We start from the raw sequence: 21,392 nt of genomic DNA, 5'->3' as shown, positions 1-21,392 counted from the left end.
CGGGTAACATAGCTTAACGATTGTCTCCGGAACTAGTCACAAACCGAATAAATATAGGGCCTATTCAACACAAAAACACGCCCTATGGCGTGTTCGCTAAGCCGTTGTCTTATGCTGGACCTATCTTCATTCTCAGCCCTCATGTCCAACCGTAATAATTACATTCCCCTTTTTATGTCCTTTCTCCACATAGTGGTACGCATCGGCAATTTGCTCCAACGGGTACCGTCGATCGATAACTGACCGGATGGCTCCGGCTTCTGTCAGCTCTTTGAGGAGCAACAAGTCCTTTTCACTTACCTTGGCAATGCCTTGCCCATCCACGGTTACATATCTACCGCCGGACTCCATTGATTTCCTGCATTGAGCTTTTGAAATTTTCCCTACAGCATCAAAAATCAAATCATAACGTTGGCCTTTTTCAGCGAAATTTTCCATCGTATAATCGATAACGTGATGTGCTCCAAGCGATCTCACCAACCCGGCATTTGCTCCGCTGCACACTCCAGTAACTTCTGATCCAAAATGGTTGGCTAGCTGGACAGCGGCCGTGCCTACCGCTCCTGAAGCACCATAAATCAGAACCTTTTGTCCGCTCTGGATCTTTCCTTTTCGCAAAAAATGTAGCGCAGTTGTTCCGCCAAACGGAATGGCTGCGGCTTCCTCATATGTCGCGTTAACTGGTTTAAGAGCAACTGGTGCCTCTTCGGACAGACATATATATTGCGCATGTGCACCAAATCGCATTCCGTTTAATGCATACACCTGATCACCTTTCTTGAATCTTCTGACATCTTCGCCTATAGCTACAACCTCTCCTGCCAGCTCCACACCCAGAACTGAATTCCTCGGTTTGCTGATGCCAAGAAACAGACGCATGGGAATCCAGTACAATAACGGACTCTTGAAACCTCGGACCCTACAGTCCCCGGATGTTACCGTGGTTGCGTGGATTTTAATTTGTATTTCCCGATTCTTGGGGGAATCTTTGGCAATGTCCATGAGCTTAAGGACATCTGGTGATCCATATTTGGTACATACGATAGCTTTCATACATCTCCTCCATACCTTGATTTGGAATCAGTATATCCGAAAAGAGGTATGTGGACGTAGATACTAAAGTATGGTTTTAACATATGTCTCCGACCAATACTCGCAAACATTTGTCCCTTTTATCTTACAAAAGGTCCCATTCACGTGCCCGAGTTACTGCTTCGGTACGACGCTTCACCTGTAACTTGTCAAAAATAGCCCGATTATGCCCTTTTACCGTCGGAAGTGCAATATGAAGCTTCTCACTAATCTCACGATTGGATCGTCCTTGATCAATTAACCTCAGCACTTCCAGCTCTCGCTCGCTCAAAGGATCATTTTTCAGCTCAGACACATTTAACTGCAATTGCTTCATGTTTCGATTCTCATCCGAAGTGAGTCCCTTCCTCAATCGTTCTGTTTCAAAAGCCATCCACAATTGGTGCCAATAACTTTGTACGTTTCCATGAGGCATCATTTTCTTTAACAAGTTGTACATGGGTACACCTTCATCTATAAACATCCGAATCATGCCTGCCGGCTCAGCTATCACCAGAGATTCCTCCAGAAGGCTTTTGGCTCTTTCAATCATCCCATGTTCATGGAATATAACTGCCAAGAAAATCTTTGCCTTGAGTTGCTCATCCTTAGAGTTACTGGCTTCTGTATCTGCAAGAAGGGATTCCATTATCGATAGCGCATCCGAAATCTTTCCTTGTGCCAAAAGTACCCTGGCCTGACTGCAAGGGAGCTCACTCTCCTGAGACAATCGTTCAGCTTCCTCCAGATTGTTCTGGTGAATCAATACAAGAACATATTCAGCAGTAATACCTGGTATCTGTTTCACATATTTTTGCTGACGGGCAATAACGTCATTTTTTTTCAATATAGCAGCAGCTCTGCTTATATCCGAGGCAGCAACCATCACCTTCGCGAGAATTATCTCACTGGCAACAACTCGATCTGTCTGCCCGAATTGATGGGCCAACTGTACGCTCTGTTGGGCATGATGCGTGGCAGCGTCCAATTCGTTCCACTCATAATTCACTCGTGCAAGTCCCAGATGAGCCTCACAAGCAATAGGCAACGGAGGATTGCCTGTCAGGTTTAACACACGGCGATAGTGTTCTGCCGCCAGATGCAACTGGTTATCAGCTTCCTGTATATTTCCCAGACCAAGTGTAGCCATAATTGTAATGATGTGATGCCCTATTTTTTCACTGTTCAACAAAGCCTCCATATAAGATAATCCGGCTTCCTCTCTCTTTCCCTGAAGCTGGTAAGCATAACCCAGCGTCCAGGCTGTAGCTGCACGGACTGGCAGATTGTCAGGATGCAAGCTTTTCAGCGCAAGTTGTGATTCCGCAATAATGATATCTGTTTCGTGCCTGCTGACTGCCAGTGTAGCCCGTATGGAGGCCATATGACCAATCATGTCGGGGTCAACCCCGTCATGACCTCTGAGCTGAATGGCTTGTTCAGCAGCTTTCAGTTTTGGCTCAACCTCTGCCAGATGGCCTGCCATTAACAATGCAGAAGCATACATGACCCATAGTGAGGGCATGGCATTCATCTCTGTTGCCGATAAGGAACGTAACCAATGGAGAGCAGGAGCAATCGCCCCCCGAAAGAGCAGTGGCATCCCCTTTCCATCCAGCAAGCGTGCGGTTCGATCAATGTCTCCCGAGGCTGCGGCATGGTGGAAAGATTCAAGTTCGAAATTATTATCCTCATACCAGATGCTGGCCTGTTTATGTATTTCTGCAATACTATTCTCAGGGTCAACTGTTCCGTTCACCGAACTTTGGTGAAGCCTTTTTCTAAGCAAATCTGCAAAAAGATGATGGTACCGATACCAGCGCCGCTCATTGTCCAGCGGTACAACGAACAGGTTGGATTGCTCAAGCCATTCCAGCATGTGTTGTCCAGATGAATCAACTGGCAGAGATTCTTTGTTATTGCCAGTCTGAAATACAGCATCGCACAAAGGGCCGCATAATCGATCAAGAATGGAGGTTCGCAACAGAAAGGTCTGTATCCTTTCCGATTGAAGCTCCAAAACTTCTTCGACCAGATAGTCCAGAATAAACGGATGATTGCCATTAAAAGAATCCATGAAAGCCTTTGGATCAGAAGATCGCTGTATGGATAAGGCAGCTAATTGCAAGCCTGCAATCCAACCCTCTGTCCGGGCTTCAAGTAACATCGTGTCCTCCTGTGAAAGGATCACTCCCATGACCTGAGTCAGAAACATATTGGCTTCCGTAGAGGTAAAACGCAAATCACTATCGCTAATCTCAATTACCTGATTCCTTGCTCGCAGACGTGAGAGGGACATTCTCGGCTGCTGACGAGTAGTAATGATTAGATGCATATGCGATGGCATATGGTCCAGCATATAGCCAAGGACGTCGTTAATCTGCTCCGATTGAATAAAGTGATAGTCGTCAAGCACAAGAACAATAGAATTTGGTATAACAGAAACTTCATTCAGTAGATAGGTCATCATCGTATCCGTTGGAGGTAGCTGCTGGGATTGGATAGACATGGTGATTCCCTCGTCAAGTGAGGGGACGATGTGATTCATGGCAGCAAAGAGATACATTAGAAACCGTGCCGGATCGTTATCCGCTTCTTCCAGTGAGATCCAGGCAATCAAATGGGGACTAGTTTCGAGCCACTGACTGACTAGCGTTGTTTTGCCAGAGCCGGCAGCAGCAGAGACCAGAGTGAGCTTGCGCTGCACCCCTTCGTCTAGAAGCTCGGTCAGACGCGGTCGATCGACCAGTTTGGATCGGAGCATAGGACAATGTAATTTGGTAAATAAAATAGGAACAGGCAAGACCAAAACCCCCATTCTAAAATTGCGGCACGTGGCACAACATAGTAGACATAGTCCTTATTTCCATCCAGTTTAACCCACTGGTTATACGTAGTCCAATTTATGGCAGGTTAGTAGCATTTATAACTCTGCACGGTGTGTTGGCTCCATTAACTCAGTGAACGAAGAGTGGTTTCATATTTAACTTCCACCATCAGACTTCGGTTCCGCCTCACAACCGACTGACTGCACAACCGGAGTCCATAATGAGACTAAGAAGTCACGTTTTATTTGCGAGGACGGCCTGCCCCAGCAAGAAAGTTATCTAACCTTTTGCGCTTCGCGCCGGAGTAATACTTTGAGGATTGTTGAACACATTTTTCGGATCATATTTGGCTTTTACTCTCTGCAATCTGGCATAGTTAGTACCATAGTACACTGGCCCGGAATCCTTAATTCCTTGGCAGCAATTCAACATAAGCAGCATATACTGTATGAAGGACATCAGCGGAGGGAATGGGCTAATGTGTGAAATAAAAAAGAGTTTACCTTCAGGCTATTCAGCTTGAGGGCGAACTCTTTCGGATGTGCGATGATTATAATGATATCATCTTGTAAATTTAAACTGAATTCACTCACGCATCACCATCATCCATTTTAATGAGCTTGCGTGGTTCCTGTTCTTTTTCACCATACCAGACGAGCACATCTGCGAGCAGATCCATGATACGAATAAAGCTCTCCTTGTTTGCTTCTGAGATTTGGTCTGCCTGTTTAAAAATGTCATCAAAACAAAGCTTGCGGACAAATTCAGTGTAATTCGCATATACCTCCCGACCTTTGTCTGAAGGTTTTACGTAGATATCTTTGCGGTTACCGCTTAAATGATATTTCTCAAGCAATCCTTTTTCCTTTAAGTTTTTAACGTTTTTGGAGAATGTACTGCGGCTTACGCCGAGGCGAGCAGCCATTTCGGACATTTTCTCTTCTTGATCCTCCGCTTCCAGAATATATTCGAGCGTCTGAATCTGTGAAGCAGAGAACGTCATATCTGTTCCGTAACTTCGCTGCAACTTATACGTGTTTGAGTATGCATTTCCGTACTTAATGATCTTCTCAATAAGATCCCGATGGTCGCCCATCCAATCTAATTTCATGCGTAATCCCTTTCACCTTCATATTCTCACGCTTTCTCTCTCTATCTAATGTACTGAAATCAGATATGTTTTTCAATCCATGTGATGGCTTCTTCGATGACTTCATCGCGACTTGGTTCGTTAAAGATCTCATGCATGAGATGTGCGTAGATTTTCAATGTTTTATCCGTCGAAGCGATATCCCCGTAAAAGTCACGAGAGTCCTGTTCGCTCACCAGCCCGTCATTCGCTCCATGTAGTACAAGTACCGGATCGACGAATTGCTTCGCATGTTCTTTCAGCCACGTTACTCCGTAGCCCAAACTATTAAATAAATCTACGGATATCTGCTTTTCTACCAATGTGTCGCTTGTGTAAGCGGATACAACTTCAGGATCACTGCATACGCCGCTTCCAAGTTCATTCGGAAAATACGTACCCGGGGGAAGATCAAGCGGAAGTTCTCCCGCAACCTGTGTATGGTAACGAGTTAGTGCTCCGGATAGAACGATCCCTTTTACCTTGCCCGGATATTTCGTTCCAAATGAAGAAGATGCAAAGCCACCCATGCTATGCCCAATGACAAAAAGCGGAATGTCGCCGCTCTCTTGCAAGGCTGTTTCAACAACTACATTCACATCATCAATGATCTGATGAAAATCGCTGTAGAATGTACGCTGCCCTTCTGATCTTGCATGACCACGATGGTCAAAACGGTATACGTTAAACCCACGGTTATTCAGTTTGTCCGTCAAATAATCATAGCGGCCAGCATGCTCACACAAGCCATGGACAATGACCACGGCCGCCTTGGCATCGCTTACAATATTTTTACTGAAATAAAGCTGGGTTCCGTCAAAGGATTTAATTGCTGTCTCAATAAGGCTCATCATCATTCCATCCCTTCATTGTGCTCAAGCATCCACAGGCTAATCGTCTTGAGCCTTTTGTTGATATGATATACATTTTTCTTTTGATATGCATTATTCGCAAAGTAACCATAACGAGTTTATCATTTATAATTTCCTTCACGAATAATATTGTTTCTTACAGAAAGAATATAACATCCCTTTTACGCGCTGTCCAGATTCATATGAGTGAATCAAGAATAAAAAAGGACTGCCCCGTAGTCATGAAATGACGGAGACAGCCCTTGGTTCACGTTATTCTAATGTGTTTTGGTGTTCTGGCAGCGATACGCTCTCCCATCTGCGGCTAAGGCCCGGGTTATAAAAAACTCGCCTGAACAGTATTATATCTGCTCAAGCGGGTTTTCCATTCTTATCTATCGATTGAACCCAGCGCCAGTAGCATCCTGATGAACACAACCGCAGCTTGCGCACGCGTCGTCTCCCCCTTCGGATCGAACGTATTTGCGCTCTTGCCTGTCATGATATGAAGCTTGACCATCAGACGAACGTCCTCAAGATAGGCTATATCCGTGTTTCCGATATCCTTGAAGCCATTAAGGCTCACCGGCTCTTTGGATATCGTCAACTGTTCAAGTCTGCCCACTGCCGCCAGCATACTAGCCATTTCCTCTCGTGTAAGCGGCTGATTAGGGTTAAAGCTGTTTCCTTTCACAAAGGCGAGCAGTCCGAGCTCCTTCGCTGTGGATACCTCGCCGGAATACCACGTACCTGGTTTGACATCGTTATAAGGCGCCATGTCCTTATCAGAGGTGTCGCGTCCAAGCGCCCGGACTAACATAGCGGTAAACTCTGCTCTTGTTACCACTTTGTTAGGATCAAACAGTCCACCGCCTACGCCTTCGACTAGTCCTTTCGCAGCAGCAAGATCGACATCAGATTTGCTCCAATGCTGCTGTACATCGGCAAAACTTACCGTGTTTTGTGCCACAACGTAGACACTATTTGAATAGGAGTTGATTTTCACAACCCATACGCCGTCAATCTGTTTTTTCTCAGCTGCCACAAACTCCAATTTCTTTGTCGTTACGTTATAGCGGAATGCCCCCCATTGAGCAGGCATGTCGGTCACGCTCTTGGGCATCGGAATCACTCTTGTAAGCGCCTTGCTGAACTTATCTGCCGTTCCGATTGTTTGTCCCGTCTTGGTGTTGATGATATCGATATGAAAATCTACAATTGCACCCATTGCTTGGCCATTCGGCATGCTGTTTGCAAATACTGCCTGGAAGTCCTTATCATCAGACTTGTTGGTTAACGTGATTTTAAAGCTAATGTCATCGTTGTTCACGTTATTCTTAGCTAACAAGTCCTTCAGCCCCGGAATGAGCGATGCCAGATTCACAGGCACTTGATAGCTACCGTAAGGAGTCTTAATCTCAATGAAGAAAGTAGCGTTCTTGCCCTCAATGCTCGTTAAAATGCTTGCCGGTATTCTGACATAGGCTACGCCGTCTTTTGGTGTAACTTCAAGAGTGACGGACGGCTTACTGCTGTCGATTTTAGCCCAGTCAATCATAATGCCGTTTTGGTCAATATCCAAATGGGTTGAAGTAACAGGAGTAGTTCCACCACTACTGCCACTGCCACTGCCACTGCCATTGCTACTGCTACTATTAACAACCTGCGTTACAGTAAAGGTAACGGGCGTCATGCCCCCGGCAGACACTGTTACCGTAGCCTTATACGTCCCTGCGGCCAGTCCGTCATTCGCTTTTACCGTAAAGGTCGTCGACGGAGTCCCACTATTGAGCGTTGTCACCGTCGGCTGCGTAATCGTAAAGCTGCCGGCGTTCGTTCCGCCGAGCGCTGTCGCCAAGCTCGTCAAGTCGCCGGTTCCCGTTCGTGTCAAGGTGACCGTTTTCGTTTCCTGCGTCCCCGATGCATACCCTGCGGTCAGCGCATTCAGCGACTCATCCGACAACGGGCTGATCGCGTACGTAACAACAAACCGCGTAAATTGATTCGCCGCAGATGTCGTTGATGTACCGCCCGGCGTCGTTACCGTTACGTCTACCGTTCCTGCACTACCCGCCGGGGCGATGGCCGTGATTTGTGTCGCCGAGTTCACTGTATAGGACGTCGCCTCCGTTGCACCAAACATCACCGCCGTTGCATCGGTCAGATTCGTACCGGTCAACGTGACGGTCGTGCCTCCGGTCGTCGGACCCGATGCCGGCGACACGTTCGCGATCGTTGGCGCGGCTATCGCGGCTATATACGTATACTGATCCGCCGCCGATGTCGTTGATGTACCGCCCAGCGTCGTTACCGTTACGTCTACCGTTCCTGCACTACCCGCCGGGGCGATGGCCGTGATTTGTGTCGCCGAGTTCACTGTATAGGACGTCGCCTCCGTTGCACCAAACATCACTGCCGTTGCATCGGTCAGATTCGTACCGGTCAAGGTCACGGTCGTGCCTCCGGTCGTCGGACCCGATGCCGGCGACACGCTTGCGATCGTTGGCGCGGCATGGTATGTATATTGGTCCGCTGCCGATGTCGCCGATGTACCGCCCGGCGTCGTTACCGTTACGTCTACCGTTCCTGCACTACCCGCCGGGGCGATGGCCGTGATTTGTGTCGCCGAGTTCACTGTATAGGACGTCGCCTCCGTCGCACCAAACATCACTGCCGTTGCATCGGTCAGATTCGTACCGGTCAAGGTCACGGTCGTGCCTCCGGTCGTCGGACCCGATGCCGGCGACACGTTCGCGATCGTTGGCGCGGCTATCGCGGCTATATACGTATACTGATCCGCCGCCGATGTCGTTGATGTACCGCCCATCGTCGTTACCGTTACGTCTACCGTTCCTGCACTACCCGCCGGGGCGATGGCCGTGATTTGTGTCGCCGAGTTCACTGTATAGGACATCGCCTCCGTCGCACCAAACATCACTGCGGTGGCCCCAGAGAACTTCGTACCAGTCAACGTGACGATCGTGCCCCCGGTCGTCGGACCCGATGTCGGCGATAGGCTTATTATTGTTGGGGGGATTGCATCTACTAGCACGCCCGCCGTACTGCCCACGCTATTAAGCGTTAATACTGCATCGTTACCTGCTTCATCCCTAATTGATCCGCCATTCAGTGACAAGGCTCCTATGGTAATCCCGTTACTATCAGATTGTCCGGTTTGGACGGTATATCTAAATTGCAACGCGCTTGTCCCCGAACCGCCTGCATAGGTTGCATATACAGTCGTTGCTCCTACGACTATAGAGATTGTTGGAATGCCCGTTACGACAACGATCTCGTCCATGTTCACTGTAAAACTCAAGTCCTCTCCTACACCATAAGTACCATTGCTAGGAACAGATACACTTGTAACGGAAGGCATAACTGTGTCGACATAGTAATTGTTAGATACGGTGGTTCCGCTCCCCACATTGCCTCCGGCAATTACACCTGAATGATTGAGCGAAATATGGAAGGGGCCGCTGCGATTGCTTAGAGGCGGCGTGAGGGTTGCGGTATAGGTGATATTGTCAGAAGTTTTTAATTCACTAAGAATGCCGCTACCTGTTCTCAAATCACCAAGGTCAAATCCAGTCACCGCTTCTGAAAAGGTAAACGTTACCAGTGACGGGGAAGTCAGAATTTCGTCAGCTACAACAATGGTGGCTGTTGGAGTGGCGGCAAACGCCTTGTCAAATACGTACAATGGCAGCAAACTTAAAATGATTACACCCATAAATAACTTTCTTATTATTCTTGTTTTATACATATCCTGTTACCCACTCTCTAAGTTAGGATTCACTGCGAATTTCAACCGTAAAAAACCGTTCCGAACAAATTTTACACGAAAAAAGGCTCACCTCCGTCGAACTTATATAAGATGAACTAAAGATTTTATATTCAAGTTAGAAACCGACCAAAAATTCTGGTTGGAGAGTTGCCACTTAAAGAAACCATGTATTGCAGCGCCAAACATGCACGAATCGTCGACTCGTTTATTAAATAGTAAGTGATCTGTTTTTCTTTGCATGACCTGCTCTTTCAGTGCTGGGAGCGTGATCTCACGAAATGCTCTTTTCTCAGCCGGTTTTGGGTGGGCAAGTATTTATGTATCTTTGGTGTAGATAAGTAGTCCAAGCCGTGTAAGTAACTTAGATCCACCTTTTTCTGCTAACGACTGGCCAAACTGTCGCTCGATCCAAGCAATCAAGATAGCTAATGTCCAGGTATGCCGAGCTTCGAAACCCACATCGACTGGTTTCTTGCTGACAATCGTCTCGGCGATTATAGTTCTTGATTTTGTTGTCATTGTCTATACCGTCCTTCGGTTGACTCTCTTTTTATTTTACCGTATTGGCGAGGTACAGCACTTTGTAGAAACTATGAATTCAAATTATGTAGCAAGAAAATGCTTGTCCAGTTATCTGCTATTATATAACATTATGAGTTCTCGTTCAGTAAATATCGAATATTATTTCGTATGGCACTTTCTTCGTTCTATCAGCGTATGTCCATACAAAAAACAAAAAACGCAGTTCCGAGGAACTGCGTGCATTTACTATTTTGGTGGAGCCTAGGGGGATCGAACCCCTGACCTCATCGCTGCCAGCGATGCGCTCTCCCAGCTGAGCTAAGGCCCCAAACTATGAATGTACCACGTTTTCCAACTCTGCAATGCTTCGCAGGCGACTCCTATATCATATAAAATACGGCTTTTGCTGTCAACATTTTTTTTGCAAACCAAAATAATTGGAGAAGAACAACCTTTTACCTGGAACACATGACCGTAACCCAGAATGCTCTTCTCCTTTTCCGCTCCATTAATCCTCGATGTCTTCTTTAGACAAAAGAGATTTTAATTCTTTCATGAACATATTAATGTCTTTGAATTGACGGTACACCGAAGCAAAACGTACATAGGCTACTTCGTCCACCGGAAACAGCTGTTCCATCAGCAATTCGCCAATTTGGCGGCTCTCGACTTCAGCATCGGCTGTATTACGCAAAGCCTTTTCCGTTTCCGATACCATCATCTCCAGTGTCTCTACAGAGACTGGACGTTTTTCACATGCCCGGATCAGTCCACGAAGAATCTTGTCCCGGCTGAATTCCTCCCGACTGCCATCTTTCTTGATCACGATCAGCGGTGTTTCTTCCACCATTTCAAAAGTTGTAAATCGACGGCTACATTGCTCACACTCCCGACGACGGCGAATCGATTTCGATTCATTGGCTGGCCTTGAATCAAGCACTTTTGTGCCCAGATACGCGCAATAAGGACATTTCAATTCAGATCACTTCCCATGTTTTACTTTTTACCACAAATTCCCTGTTATCAATAGTTATGAAAATCGTATTGCCGACACATAATACTTTTACCAACCGCGAGGAGGTGAACAGCAATGGCACAAAGCAATGGTAACTCCAACAACCTGGTGGTAACTAAAGCTTCCGCAGCTCTCGAGCAAATGAAATATGAAGTTGCTCAAGAACTCGGAATCAGCATTCCACAAGACGGATACCAAGGTAACATGACTTCTTACGAGAACGGTTCGATCGGTGGATACATCACGAAGCGTCTGGTAACAATTGCAGAACAGCAATTGGCAGGTCAATACCAATAATATCTTCATTGTAATACGGTAATACAGAGGAGCATGGGGCGGCCGGTGAACAACCGGCCTGCTCTGTGCTTCTACATATTTCAAACAACGATTTTCAGACAAAGATAAGAACCTTTAAAAATCCACCCAAACCTATATTACTGAAAAGAGTCTACCTTAGAACGTATTATAGATCTTTACATATTGATTATAATAATAAATGACTCGTTGTACATAGTGCCGGGTCTCACCAAACGGAATATCCTTGACCGTCTCGAATGAGCCGTCCCATACACCATCCCTCAGCCATGAATTTACTTTGCCTGGACCTGCGTTGTATGCGGCAATCATTGCCACTTCATTTCCATCGAATTGGTCTGACAGATTGCGTAAATACCAAGTACCTAACTGAATATTTCTTCCAGGTTCATGCTTTAATTCTTCCAGCGATGTGCCCGGAATTTTGCCTTGTTCCATAATCCAGTTCGCGGTGTCCGGCATGAGCTGCATCAGCCCAATGGCACCTCTCTTCGATTCCTTGCTTGTCTTGAAATTGGTCTCCACCTTGATGATGGAAGCGATGAGAAACGGATCGACCTCATAACTCTGCGATTGGGCGCGAATTTCTTCCTTGTAATGAATGGGATAGAACCAGGCCATCCAATTCGTATTCAGGAACAGGACCAAAACAAAAGACACAAACATCAACAATAAAACCCGTTTCTTACGCAGCAATCTCATAATAAGCCCTTACGATGCAAAAATGAATTGATCTGTTTCTCCGTCTCTGACCATAAGCCGCTGTTATCGATGACAATGTCAGCACGCTGCTTCTTATCTTCAATGTCCATCTGCGTGTCCATTCGGGCCTCAGCCTGTTCCGCCGTCATTCCATCCCGGCTCATTAGCCGTTCCCGTTGTATAGACCTCGGGACGTACACAACCATCACTTCTTCGAAGCCATCCTCCAGCCCTGACTCGTACAATAAAGGGATATCGGACACGACAAGCTTGTCCGGATGCTCCAGTTCGTATGCAGCAGCACGCTCGCGCATCTCCTTACGGATCGCAGGATGCGTAATAGCCTCCAACGCTTTCCGTTCTTCCGGACTTTGAAAAACAATACTGCCCAGCTTCTTCCGATCCAGTGTTCCGTCCTCATTTAAAATGGCTTGTCCGAACCGCTGAACAGCCGCAGTCAAAACGGGATGCCCGGGCAGCATTACTTCCCGGGCAATAACATCTGCATCAATGAGCAACGCTCCCTTACTGGCGAGAAAGGCGGACACACTGCTTTTGCCTGTCGCGATCCCGCCGGTTAAGCCAATATTCATTATTTCACCTCACAACAACTTCATTATTCCCATAATCATTAATAAAAGTGCTGGCAGTACAGATAATCTTCGCATCCAACGCAGAGCAGCGAAGCGCAAGCCAACCTTCATACCCAGTAACAGAAATGTCCCACTAAACAATGCAATAATTAATGCCGTCCACAACGTGGGGAATCCTAACAATGCCGCTCCCAGTCCTGCACCAAAAGCATCCAGAGACAGAGCTATGCCAAGCCACATCGCTTCCTGTACGGATATACTTCCCGAGTTATCCATATCCGCCTTCGAGGGGCTGCGCAGAATCTGAATCACAACACCCAATTTTCTCAGCTCGATTGTAAAGACCATTCGTTCCAGAGATCTACCGGAGGAAGATTGCTCAAGGTCAAGCGCAAGCACCTGATTTCTGCCTTTTGACAGAGCCTCCGGTGCTGCCCTACTCCCACTTCGAATTATTCCTGCTTCGGCTCCCTCATCCGTTCCATTGTCCATCTCCAGCTGTTCCTTGCCTTGTTTACGAATGAGTTGCAGCAATGACCATGCGCCAATACCGAGCAGGATGACTGCCCCAACCATCGAAGCCACGTCCGGAGATACCACATGAGACAAAAGCACACCCACCTGCATGGATAACGCAATAACCAGACCCGAACAGATAGAAATGACGGCAATGGATAACAGCGGAATTTTGGTTCTCCGCAGCCCGTATGTAATCCCGACTCCAAAACCATCTAAACTAAGCGCCAAAGCAAGCGCCAGCAATGAAATAAAATGATGCAGCACCCCGGATTCCTCCCCTGTGCGAACTCGTTCCAACCGGCAGTTGCCAGTATGGGTATACGCCCGCTTATTTCTGCCATATCAGTATATGGAGGGAGGAATCCAAGGGTGCTACAATTTGACGATTTCGATCATGCTACCATACCCGGTACCGATTCAACGCAGCGGCTGACACTTCGGACAATAATGTGTTCCCCTGCCGCCTACTACGCTCTTCTCGATTAATGTACCACACGTTACACAGGGTTCGGACTTGCGTCCATATATTTTCAACTGATGCTGGAACATCCCCATTTCGCCCTGTCCATTCACATATGATTTGATGGAAGATCCACCTGCATCCACCGCATCCTGAAGCGTAGCCACGATCGCCTCATGCAGAACGGTTAACTGTGCCTCTGTTAACGTCTTGGCAATGGTCTCTGGATGAATGCCTGCGCGGAATAACGCCTCGTCCACATAGATATTCCCGATCCCGACGACATATGCCTGATTTAACAGCACGGCCTTGATTTTGGTTGTTCGCTTGCCAACAGCACCACGGAATGCATCTACGGTAAAGGCAGGATCGAGCGGTTCCAGCCCCAGCTTTAACAATGGCTTGGATACCAGTTCCTCACCTGCGCTGAATAGATGCATTGTACCAAACTGACGTACATCCTTATAACGTAATTCTGTACCATCCGTAAAGTGAAAGATAACATGGGTATGCTTCTCCACTTCCTCATGTTGTTGGTATACCCCGTACCTTCCTTCCATCCGCAGATGGGAGACAAGCACCAGCCCATCCAGCAAAATACGCAAAAACTTGCCCCTGCGCTCCACACCCATTACAGTATGTCCCGCAAGTTCTAGTGCAAATGCATCTATGTCGTCCGGCCGCTGAATAATCCGCGGCAAGCTAACGGTAACTGAGTCAATGGTCTTGCCCACAATAAGTTGATTCAATGTTCTTCTGACTGTTTCGACTTCCGGTAATTCCGGCATGATGTTCTCACCTCCCCTATATTATAACGGAAGATGGCGCTCAGCGGGACCCTTCTTGTGTCAAAAGCAATTGAAAAACATATTGTAAAATAACGGAAAGGCCTTGCAGGGCCTGCTATTTGGCTTCATACCAGTTTTCACCGTAGCTGACTTCCGCTTTCAGTGGTACAGACAGCTTTAATGCTTTTTCCATCACTGAAGGTACGAGCTCTTTCATCAGCTCCAGTTCATCGGCAGGTACTTCGAATACAAGTTCATCGTGTACCTGAAGCAGCATACGACTCTTCAGCTTGCGTTCACGCAGCGCTTCGTCCATCTGAACCATGGCCAGCTTGATGATATCTGCCGCCGTTCCCTGAATCGGTGTATTCATTGCTGTACGCTCTGCAAAAGAACGAAGGTTGAAGTTGCTCGCATTAATCTCTGGCAGATAGCGACGACGTTCCAGCATGGTTTTAACATAACCATCCTGACGCGCTTCCTTCACAATATCGTCCATATATCGGCGAACACCCTGGAATACTTCGAAATACTGATCTATAAACTGGGCAGCCTCTTTACGGGTAATATGCAGGTTCTGGGACAAACCGTAATCGCTGATTCCATACACGATACCGAAGTTTACCGCCTTGGCTGAACGACGCATATCTCCATCCACATCCTCAGGCTTTACCCCAAACACATCCGAAGCGGTTTTCGTATGGATATCCATATCGTTGACAAAAGCTTCCTTCAGTCGCTCGTCGTCCGAAATATGTGCAAGAACACGCAGTTCAATCTGTGAATAGTCTGCTGCCAGAATGGACCAACCCGGTTCTGAAGGGACAAACACCTTCCGGATTTTGCGGCCTTCCTCCATCCGAATCGGAATGTTCTGCAAGTTCGGGAATTGACTGCTCAGACGTCCGGTAGCCGCAATCGTCTGACGGTAATACGTATGCACCTTGCCATCCTTGTCTGAAATCTCTTTGAGCAATCCTTCTACATATGTGGACTGCAACTTGGCAAGTTGACGATATTGCAGAATATGCTTAACCACATCATTATATGGAGCCAGTTTTTCCAATACTTCGGCATCTGTAGAGTAACCTGTCTTTGTTTTCTTGACCACAGGCAGACCGAGTCTATCGAATAAAATCTCACCCAGCTGCTTCGGTGAATTCAGATTGAATTCCGTACCGGAAAGCTTGTAGATTTCCGTCATCAATCTGCTGATATTTTCTTCGAACTCACTACCCAAAGCCTTCAAATCTGCCGTATTCGCCTTAATTCCCTGTTTCTCCATATCTGCGAGGATGCGTGACAACGGCATCTCCAGCTCATGGAAAAGTGCATTCATCTCATTGCTCTCCAAGGCCTGCTCCTGAAGTGGAATAATGGCTGCTACGGCTGCCGCTTTACGGCACAGGAAATCACCTAGTATGTCCTGGTCAGGCACTTTGTATTTTGCCCCTTTGCCCAACACTGTATCATCCTCCACAAGGGAAGGCAGGCCATATTTCGTGGTTAAGCCACTGATGGTCTGATTGGATTCGGTTGGATCGAGTAAATAGGCAGCCAGCTGCACATCGAAAGACGCTCCTGCGAACTCAATACCATGCGCATGCAGTGCCAAATCGACACGATGCAGATCATAGCCGCGCTTGGGCTGTTCCGGATTGCCGAGCCATTCCCGTACCGGAGCAGCTGCGCTGGACTGAAGCAATTCGGGCGACAGGAATGTGTAGGTTCCAGCTGAACCTAACGCGAGTCCAACCAGTTTCGCTTGATGCGGGTTATCGCCATGTGTCTCTACATGCAGCACATCAATGGATTCAAGTGACCCAAACAGCTCCCCAATCGTTTCCTCTGTAGCGATGGAGGACTGCACCTCTGCGGCGGGAACAGCCTCCTGTTCAGAGACTATACTTCCACGGAATGAAAGACGTTCGAGCAAAGACTTGAATTCGAGCTTGGCCAAAGCGGGGCCTGCCAGTTCCTCCTTCAACCCGGCAAACTGCATATCATCCCACGTTTGTTCCAATGGAACTTCCCGGTGGATTGTGGCAAGCTGCTTGCTCATCCGTGCATCTTCGGCGTGAGCCTCAATCTTTTCTTTCATTTTACCTTTCAGCTCACTTGTGCCGTTAAGAACATCCTCAACCGATCCGAACTGGTGCAGCAGCTTCAGCGCCGTTTTCTCACCAACACCGGGAATGCCCGGTATATTATCGGACGTATCGCCCATCAGACCTTTGAGGTCAATGATTTGTAACGGAGTCAAGCCATAGCGCTCCTTGATCTGAGCAGGATCATACAATTCAATGTCGGTGACACCTTTGCGTGTAAGGCCGATATGAACATGATCAGAGGCGAGCTGCAGCATATCTTTGTCACCCGATACAACCAGTACCTGTCTTCCTGCTTCATCGGCACGTTTGGTTAACGTTCCAATAATATCGTCCGCTTCGAATCCAGCAAGCTCAAACTGGGCAATGCCAAAACCCTGCAGCAGTTCTTTCAGCAGTGGAAATTGCTCAGACAGCTCCGGTGGGGTTTTCTCCCGGCCACCCTTATACTCCTGGTAACCTTCGTGGCGGAACGTGACTTTCCCCGCGTCAAATGCGACCATCACATGAGTCGGTTTGTGTTCTTCCAGCAATCGCAGCAGCATCGTCGTAAAACCGTACACCGCATTGGTATGCAGACCTTTCGAGTTGGTCAGCGGCGGCATTGCAAAAAACGCCCGGTAAATAATGCTATTTCCATCTATGAGAATAAACTTGTCCATTCCAGCACCTCGCGTATCGTATGGTCAAACCTTCAATTACATCTACTCTAATGATACCATACACACCAGTTACAACAAAAAGATTAACCATCTTTTCACATCATTTAATTCCAGCAAAAAAAGGAACCCCTCCGCTAACAGCCTGATCACAGACTGCCGGGAGAAAGTTCCTTGATTTCAAACAAACCATTCTTTAATTACCACTGTACTCCGTTGAACTACTGATTGAGATCCGGGCGTTTGCCTGTTACCAGATATACTGTACTTTCACCAATGTTTGTTGCATGGTCACCAATCCGTTCGATATAACGTCCAACCATCATTAGAAGCATGGCCTGGGACGCTTTATTCGGATGGTCTGTCATGAACGAGTAGAGGTCACTGATCATATGACTGTACAATTGGTCAACCTGATCATCCGTCTGAGCCATTTTGTAGGCTAGGTCCGTATTTTCCTTCAGGAAGGATTCAATGGATTCATCAACCATCGCTTTGACGATTTCCGCCATTCTTGGAATGTCTACAAGAGGTTTAATAAGCTGCTGTCCCTCCATACGAAGTGTCACCTTCGCTACATCCAGTGCAAGATCGCCCATCCGTTCCAGATCACTTGAGATTTTGAAAGCAACGATAATACGTCGCAGATCCTTCGCTACCGGCTGTTGTGTAATGATAAGCTTGGAACCCAGTTCCATAATCTTGTCTTCCAGGGCATTCAGATTCGCATCATTCTTGATGATGACCTGAGCTTTCTCGGCATCCATCGTTTGTAAACTTTCAATGGCCCCATCCAGTGCCGTTCCTACATGCTCACCCATTTGCCGAAGCAGTGTGCGCAGTTCCTCCAGCTCTTGATCAAATTCTTTTCTGCGAATCATAGGTTTCATGTCCTCCTTATCCATCATCTCCGGACACACCGGGATTGTTCGAACTTGGCTTGATTATCCGAACCGTCCGGATATATAATCCTCGGTCCGGGAATCCTGCGGTGTGGAAAATAAAGTTTCTGTATCAGCTGCCTCGACCACTTCCCCATTCAGGAAAAAAACAGTACGACCCGATACCCTTGCTGCCTGGTGCATGTTGTGCGTTACCATCACAATCGTGTACTTATGATGCAACTCTTTGACCAGTTCCTCAATTTTGAGCGTCGAGATTGGATCTAGTGCAGACGTCGCTTCATCCATCAGCAGAACGTCAGGTTGCACAGCCAGGGCACGTGCAATACAAAGACGCTGCTGTTGTCCACCGGACAGACTGAGTGCCGATTTTTTGAGCACATCTTTCACTTCATCCCACAGTGCAGCATGCACAAGACTCTGCTCAACCAGCTGATCCAGTTCGGCCTTGTTGGTCACCCCATGAAGGCGTGGTCCATAAGCTACGTTATCGTAAATGGATTTTGGAAAAGGGTTAGGCTGCTGAAACACCATACCAACCCTTTTGCGCAGCGTCTCCACTTCAATCTCATTGCTATAAATGTCGGAACCGTCCAACATAACTTGTCCTTCCACACGCACGCCCGGAATCATATCATTCATCCGGTTCAGCGTACGAAGCAAGGTAGATTTACCGCAACCTGATGGTCCGATAAACGCAGTAACCGTTCTCTCGGGCAGATCCATCGATATATTTTTAAGCGCGTGATGCGTATCATAGTATAGATTTAGTCCATCAATATGAATGAGATCCTTCATGGATGTTCACTTCTCCTTCGCTGCAGGGACAACCAGACTCCCTTTACGTTGACCGATGCCAATAATCAGACTTGGCTTTTGGCCATCTATAACATCCTACCTTCTCATTGTAAAAACAGTATCACTTTCATGTTAACGGAATGTAAAAAAGACATCTTTCACAGCCATCCATGATTGATCCAATCACGGATAATGAATGATGTCTGGAATGTCTAAACCCGTTCCCGCAGGAATTAATGGTTACGAATCAGTTACCATATCCTGAAGCTTCCTGTTAATATGTTCCGCCATTTCTCCGGCTTTCTTGCCTTCGGTGGCAATCCCCTCTGCAATGCGGGACATGCCTTCCACTGAGGTGCTCAGTTGTTTAAATGCCATCTCTCCTGCGGTTACATGTACCGAACTGTCGTCGATTTCAGCTGAGCTTGCCCTAACCAGTTCCACAGTCTGTTGAGTCAATTCACCTATATTCTCCAGCAAAGAAGACATATTGCCCGCAACCTCTCGGGTTTGTCTGGCCAGAGCACGAATCTCACCTGCGACGACCTGGAACCCAAGTCCATACTCACCCGCATGAGCCGCCTCAATTGAAGCATTCATGGCAAGCAACCCACTCTGATCTGCGAGAGAGCGAATGGAACGCGCCATCTTGGCTCCTGTTTCAATCGAAGTCAACATCTCACTGGCATGTTGTCGTTGTCCTTCCATATGCTGATGTACGCGGTTATACGAAGCGTCAACCAGCAGCAGACTCTTCTCCCCTTGCTCTGACCATTTCATAATCTGTTGGGCTTCTTCTCCTGCATTCCATGCAGCCTGTACGAGATGGGTGATCGAATCATTAATTCCGGAAATTTCTTGCCGACTGTCTTTAATGATGTGTGTACGCTCTTCACCAGCCTTGTGCTGAAGTCTGCGAGACAAGGACATCACATCCCGCATCGTAAGCACGCCCAATACTTTATGCTCTTCCGTTAGGATTAAACAATCGTAGAACTGCTTTTCACTTCGAGACAGAGCAATATCAATAATACCTAAAGCATCCATGCCAACATCTACAATAACTGGGGATGAATCAGAAATACGCGAAATAGGCTTGTGATAAAACAAATCCGCAGCAAAGCGCCCATTCAAAATCTTGTATAATGTTTCCCGCATTAATAGACCAAGCGGATGCATCTGATCGTCACATAATACAATACAGGGATACTCCTGATCCTTATTTAGCATGCCAGCCGCTTCCCCACAGGTTGTGTGAATCCCAACCATGGGAACTTTACGACAATAGTCCCTTAAGTGAACTTGATTTCTCGAAGTAACTGCTACCTTTTCCTCTTGACCCAATCTGGCTGCTATTACCTCTTGCGTATATATCGTTTCTTCTCGTTGATCAGGCTTCATTTCGAGCAACATGGGCATAAATGCGCAATCTCCTTTACGTATGAGCTCCGTCCTGAGATGGGATATGTAGGTCCAAAGTATCACTCAGACAGCTTCATCCTACTCCTTATACGTTAAGGAAAATAATTCTTTATGTTAACAGAATGTAAAAATAAAACTCCCCTATCATTGTTAGCTTGAATGATGGGGAGTTTTTCTTTTCACAACCAATTTATAACCTACACCGCGAATGGAATCGATATGAACCGATTCCGGGTCCAGCTCCAGCTTCTTCCGTAATGAACTGACGTGAACGTCCACCGTTCGTTGACCTCCGATATAATCGAAGCCCCAGACCGCATTCATCAGATCATCCCGTGTGAGTACAACACCGGGTTTCTTGGCAAGATAGAGCAGAACTTCAAACTCCTTGGGACGTAAACTAATGGATTGTCCACCCAGTGTAACTTCATATTTCAATGGATAAATCTCCAGTTCCCCCAGTATAATCCGGGAACCGTCTTTGTCCTCGGGTTGTGGCAGATCTTCACCATTCGAATAACGTCTTAACACCGCATCCACTCTGGCGAGCAATTCGGATACACCAAACGGCTTGGTGATATAATCATCAGCACCTGATTTCAGACCTTGTACAACCTCGGCTTCACCATTTTTGGCTGTCAAAATAATAACGGGTGTGCTGACACCCTGAATTCGTAACTTGTTCAGAATGTCCAGACCATTCATTCCTGGAAGCATCAGATCCAGCAAAATCAGATCAAATTCTTGGGACAAAGCCCTGTCATATCCCGCAGATCCATGATCTTCAGCAATAACATCATATCCCTCTTGTGTCAGGTTGTACGTAAGCAATCTTGATAATGTTGGTTCATCTTCAATAACGAGCAAACGCTGCGCCATGATACCCCTTCTCTCCTCATAGGTTGTCTGTTGCCACAACACTT

At 47.0% G+C, this 21,392-nt stretch carries 17 protein-coding genes, 1 tRNA gene and 1 pseudogene; 1 reads left to right on the top strand and 18 read right to left on the bottom strand.

The genetic code is table 11. The annotated features are described in order from the left end of the window. Positions 1-132: 132 nt before the first annotated feature. From JNUCC31_RS25495 to nrdR, 9 genes and pseudogenes are all read right to left on the bottom strand, one after another. The gene (locus JNUCC31_RS25495) at positions 133-1,053 is read right to left on the bottom strand and encodes an NAD(P)-dependent alcohol dehydrogenase (RefSeq protein WP_192265825.1); all 921 of its coding nucleotides are present in this window, start codon (positions 1,051-1,053) and stop codon (positions 133-135) included. A 124-nt stretch (positions 1,054-1,177) separates the two neighbouring features. Continuing rightward, entirely contained in the window at positions 1,178-3,874 is a 2,697-nt protein-coding gene (locus JNUCC31_RS25490) for a winged helix-turn-helix domain-containing protein (protein WP_192265824.1), read from the bottom strand. A gap of 304 nt (positions 3,875-4,178) precedes the next feature. Then, positions 4,179-4,316 (bottom strand): annotated as a pseudogene (locus tag JNUCC31_RS25485) (BBE domain-containing protein); the annotation flags it as partial. Between the two features lie 172 nt (positions 4,317-4,488). Further along, entirely contained in the window at positions 4,489-5,010 is a 522-nt protein-coding gene (locus JNUCC31_RS25480; RefSeq protein WP_192265821.1) for a MarR family winged helix-turn-helix transcriptional regulator, read from the bottom strand. 59 nt (positions 5,011-5,069) lie between these two features. Then, on the bottom strand, positions 5,070-5,879 hold the full coding sequence (locus tag JNUCC31_RS25475; protein ID WP_192273323.1) for an alpha/beta hydrolase: 810 nt from the start codon (positions 5,877-5,879) through the stop codon (positions 5,070-5,072). Positions 5,880-6,270: 391 nt separating this feature from the next. Beyond that, a complete protein-coding gene (locus tag JNUCC31_RS25470; RefSeq protein ID WP_228469243.1) occupies positions 6,271-9,612 on the bottom strand; it encodes an IPT/TIG domain-containing protein in 3,342 nt (1,113 codons plus the stop codon). A 369-nt stretch (positions 9,613-9,981) separates the two neighbouring features. Next, complete coding sequence (locus tag JNUCC31_RS25465) at positions 9,982-10,185, bottom strand: winged helix-turn-helix domain-containing protein (protein WP_192265817.1); 204 nt, start codon at positions 10,183-10,185, stop codon at positions 9,982-9,984. Positions 10,186-10,440: 255 nt separating this feature from the next. Then, positions 10,441-10,516 (bottom strand) — tRNA-Ala (locus JNUCC31_RS25460). A gap of 180 nt (positions 10,517-10,696) precedes the next feature. Then, entirely contained in the window at positions 10,697-11,164 is a 468-nt protein-coding gene (nrdR, locus tag JNUCC31_RS25455; RefSeq protein WP_024629154.1) for a transcriptional regulator NrdR, read from the bottom strand. 114 nt (positions 11,165-11,278) lie between these two features. Between nrdR and JNUCC31_RS25450 the strand changes: the two genes are divergently transcribed. After that, positions 11,279-11,500: an alpha/beta-type small acid-soluble spore protein gene (locus JNUCC31_RS25450; protein ID WP_017689472.1), complete on the top strand. Its 222-nt coding sequence runs from the start codon at positions 11,279-11,281 to the stop codon at positions 11,498-11,500. Positions 11,501-11,656: 156 nt separating this feature from the next. On the opposite strand, the gene JNUCC31_RS25445 is transcribed toward JNUCC31_RS25450, so the two are convergent. The 9 genes from JNUCC31_RS25445 to JNUCC31_RS25405 all read right to left on the bottom strand — a co-directional run bounded on the left by JNUCC31_RS25445 (position 11,657) and on the right by JNUCC31_RS25405 (position 21,348). Next, positions 11,657-12,220: a lytic transglycosylase domain-containing protein gene (locus tag JNUCC31_RS25445; RefSeq protein ID WP_192265815.1), complete on the bottom strand. Its 564-nt coding sequence runs from the start codon at positions 12,218-12,220 to the stop codon at positions 11,657-11,659. Next, positions 12,217-12,813 carry a dephospho-CoA kinase gene (gene coaE, locus JNUCC31_RS25440; protein ID WP_192265813.1) on the bottom strand — a complete coding sequence of 199 codons (597 nt, stop codon included), beginning with the start codon at positions 12,811-12,813 and terminating at the stop codon, positions 12,217-12,219. Before coaE ends, JNUCC31_RS25445 begins: the two co-directional genes overlap by 4 nt. 9 nt (positions 12,814-12,822) lie before the next feature. Continuing rightward, positions 12,823-13,596: a manganese efflux pump gene (locus tag JNUCC31_RS25435; protein WP_192265812.1), complete on the bottom strand. Its 774-nt coding sequence runs from the start codon at positions 13,594-13,596 to the stop codon at positions 12,823-12,825. A 153-nt stretch (positions 13,597-13,749) separates the two neighbouring features. After that, on the bottom strand, positions 13,750-14,580 hold the full coding sequence (mutM, locus tag JNUCC31_RS25430; protein WP_192265811.1) for a DNA-formamidopyrimidine glycosylase: 831 nt from the start codon (positions 14,578-14,580) through the stop codon (positions 13,750-13,752). 115 nt (positions 14,581-14,695) lie between these two features. Further along, positions 14,696-17,350 carry a DNA polymerase I gene (polA, locus tag JNUCC31_RS25425; protein ID WP_192265810.1) on the bottom strand — a complete coding sequence of 885 codons (2,655 nt, stop codon included), beginning with the start codon at positions 17,348-17,350 and terminating at the stop codon, positions 14,696-14,698. Positions 17,351-17,568: 218 nt separating this feature from the next. After that, the gene (phoU, locus tag JNUCC31_RS25420) at positions 17,569-18,228 is read right to left on the bottom strand and encodes a phosphate signaling complex protein PhoU (RefSeq protein ID WP_192265809.1); all 660 of its coding nucleotides are present in this window, start codon (positions 18,226-18,228) and stop codon (positions 17,569-17,571) included. A 63-nt stretch (positions 18,229-18,291) separates the two neighbouring features. Further along, on the bottom strand, positions 18,292-19,047 hold the full coding sequence (gene pstB / locus JNUCC31_RS25415; RefSeq protein WP_192265808.1) for a phosphate ABC transporter ATP-binding protein PstB: 756 nt from the start codon (positions 19,045-19,047) through the stop codon (positions 18,292-18,294). Between the two features lie 240 nt (positions 19,048-19,287). After that, positions 19,288-20,466, bottom strand: a complete 1,179-nt coding sequence (locus JNUCC31_RS25410) for a methyl-accepting chemotaxis protein (protein WP_192265806.1) — start codon at positions 20,464-20,466, stop codon at positions 19,288-19,290. Positions 20,467-20,619: 153 nt separating this feature from the next. Beyond that, complete coding sequence (locus JNUCC31_RS25405) at positions 20,620-21,348, bottom strand: response regulator transcription factor (RefSeq protein ID WP_192265804.1); 729 nt, start codon at positions 21,346-21,348, stop codon at positions 20,620-20,622. Positions 21,349-21,392: the final 44 nt, after the last annotated feature.

The organism is Paenibacillus sp. JNUCC-31, assembly GCF_014844075.1.
Lineage (GTDB): Bacteria > Bacillota > Bacilli > Paenibacillales > Paenibacillaceae > Paenibacillus.
This window is presented reverse-complemented; position numbering and strand designations above follow the sequence as displayed.

Coding starts and splice junctions, on each gene's coding strand:
- JNUCC31_RS25465 (WP_192265817.1), bottom strand. CDS start 10,185: ATGACAACAAAATCAAGAACTATAATCGCCGAGACGATTGTCAGCAAG.
- JNUCC31_RS25470 (WP_228469243.1), bottom strand. CDS start 9,612: ATGGGTGTAATCATTTTAAGTTTGCTGCCATTGTACGTATTTGACAAG.
- JNUCC31_RS25475 (WP_192273323.1), bottom strand. CDS start 5,879: ATGAGCCTTATTGAGACAGCAATTAAATCCTTTGACGGAACCCAGCTT.
- JNUCC31_RS25410 (WP_192265806.1), bottom strand. CDS start 20,466: ATGCCCATGTTGCTCGAAATGAAGCCTGATCAACGAGAAGAAACGATA.
- JNUCC31_RS25445 (WP_192265815.1), bottom strand. CDS start 12,220: ATGAGATTGCTGCGTAAGAAACGGGTTTTATTGTTGATGTTTGTGTCT.
- mutM (WP_192265811.1), bottom strand. CDS start 14,580: ATGCCGGAATTACCGGAAGTCGAAACAGTCAGAAGAACATTGAATCAA.
- JNUCC31_RS25480 (WP_192265821.1), bottom strand. CDS start 5,010: ATGAAATTAGATTGGATGGGCGACCATCGGGATCTTATTGAGAAGATC.
- JNUCC31_RS25405 (WP_192265804.1), bottom strand. CDS start 21,348: ATGGCGCAGCGTTTGCTCGTTATTGAAGATGAACCAACATTATCAAGA.
- polA (WP_192265810.1), bottom strand. CDS start 17,350: ATGGACAAGTTTATTCTCATAGATGGAAATAGCATTATTTACCGGGCG.
- phoU (WP_192265809.1), bottom strand. CDS start 18,228: ATGATTCGCAGAAAAGAATTTGATCAAGAGCTGGAGGAACTGCGCACA.
- JNUCC31_RS25495 (WP_192265825.1), bottom strand. CDS start 1,053: ATGAAAGCTATCGTATGTACCAAATATGGATCACCAGATGTCCTTAAG.
- coaE (WP_192265813.1), bottom strand. CDS start 12,813: ATGAATATTGGCTTAACCGGCGGGATCGCGACAGGCAAAAGCAGTGTG.
- pstB (WP_192265808.1), bottom strand. CDS start 19,047: ATGAAGGATCTCATTCATATTGATGGACTAAATCTATACTATGATACG.
- JNUCC31_RS25450 (WP_017689472.1), top strand. CDS start 11,279: ATGGCACAAAGCAATGGTAACTCCAACAACCTGGTGGTAACTAAAGCT.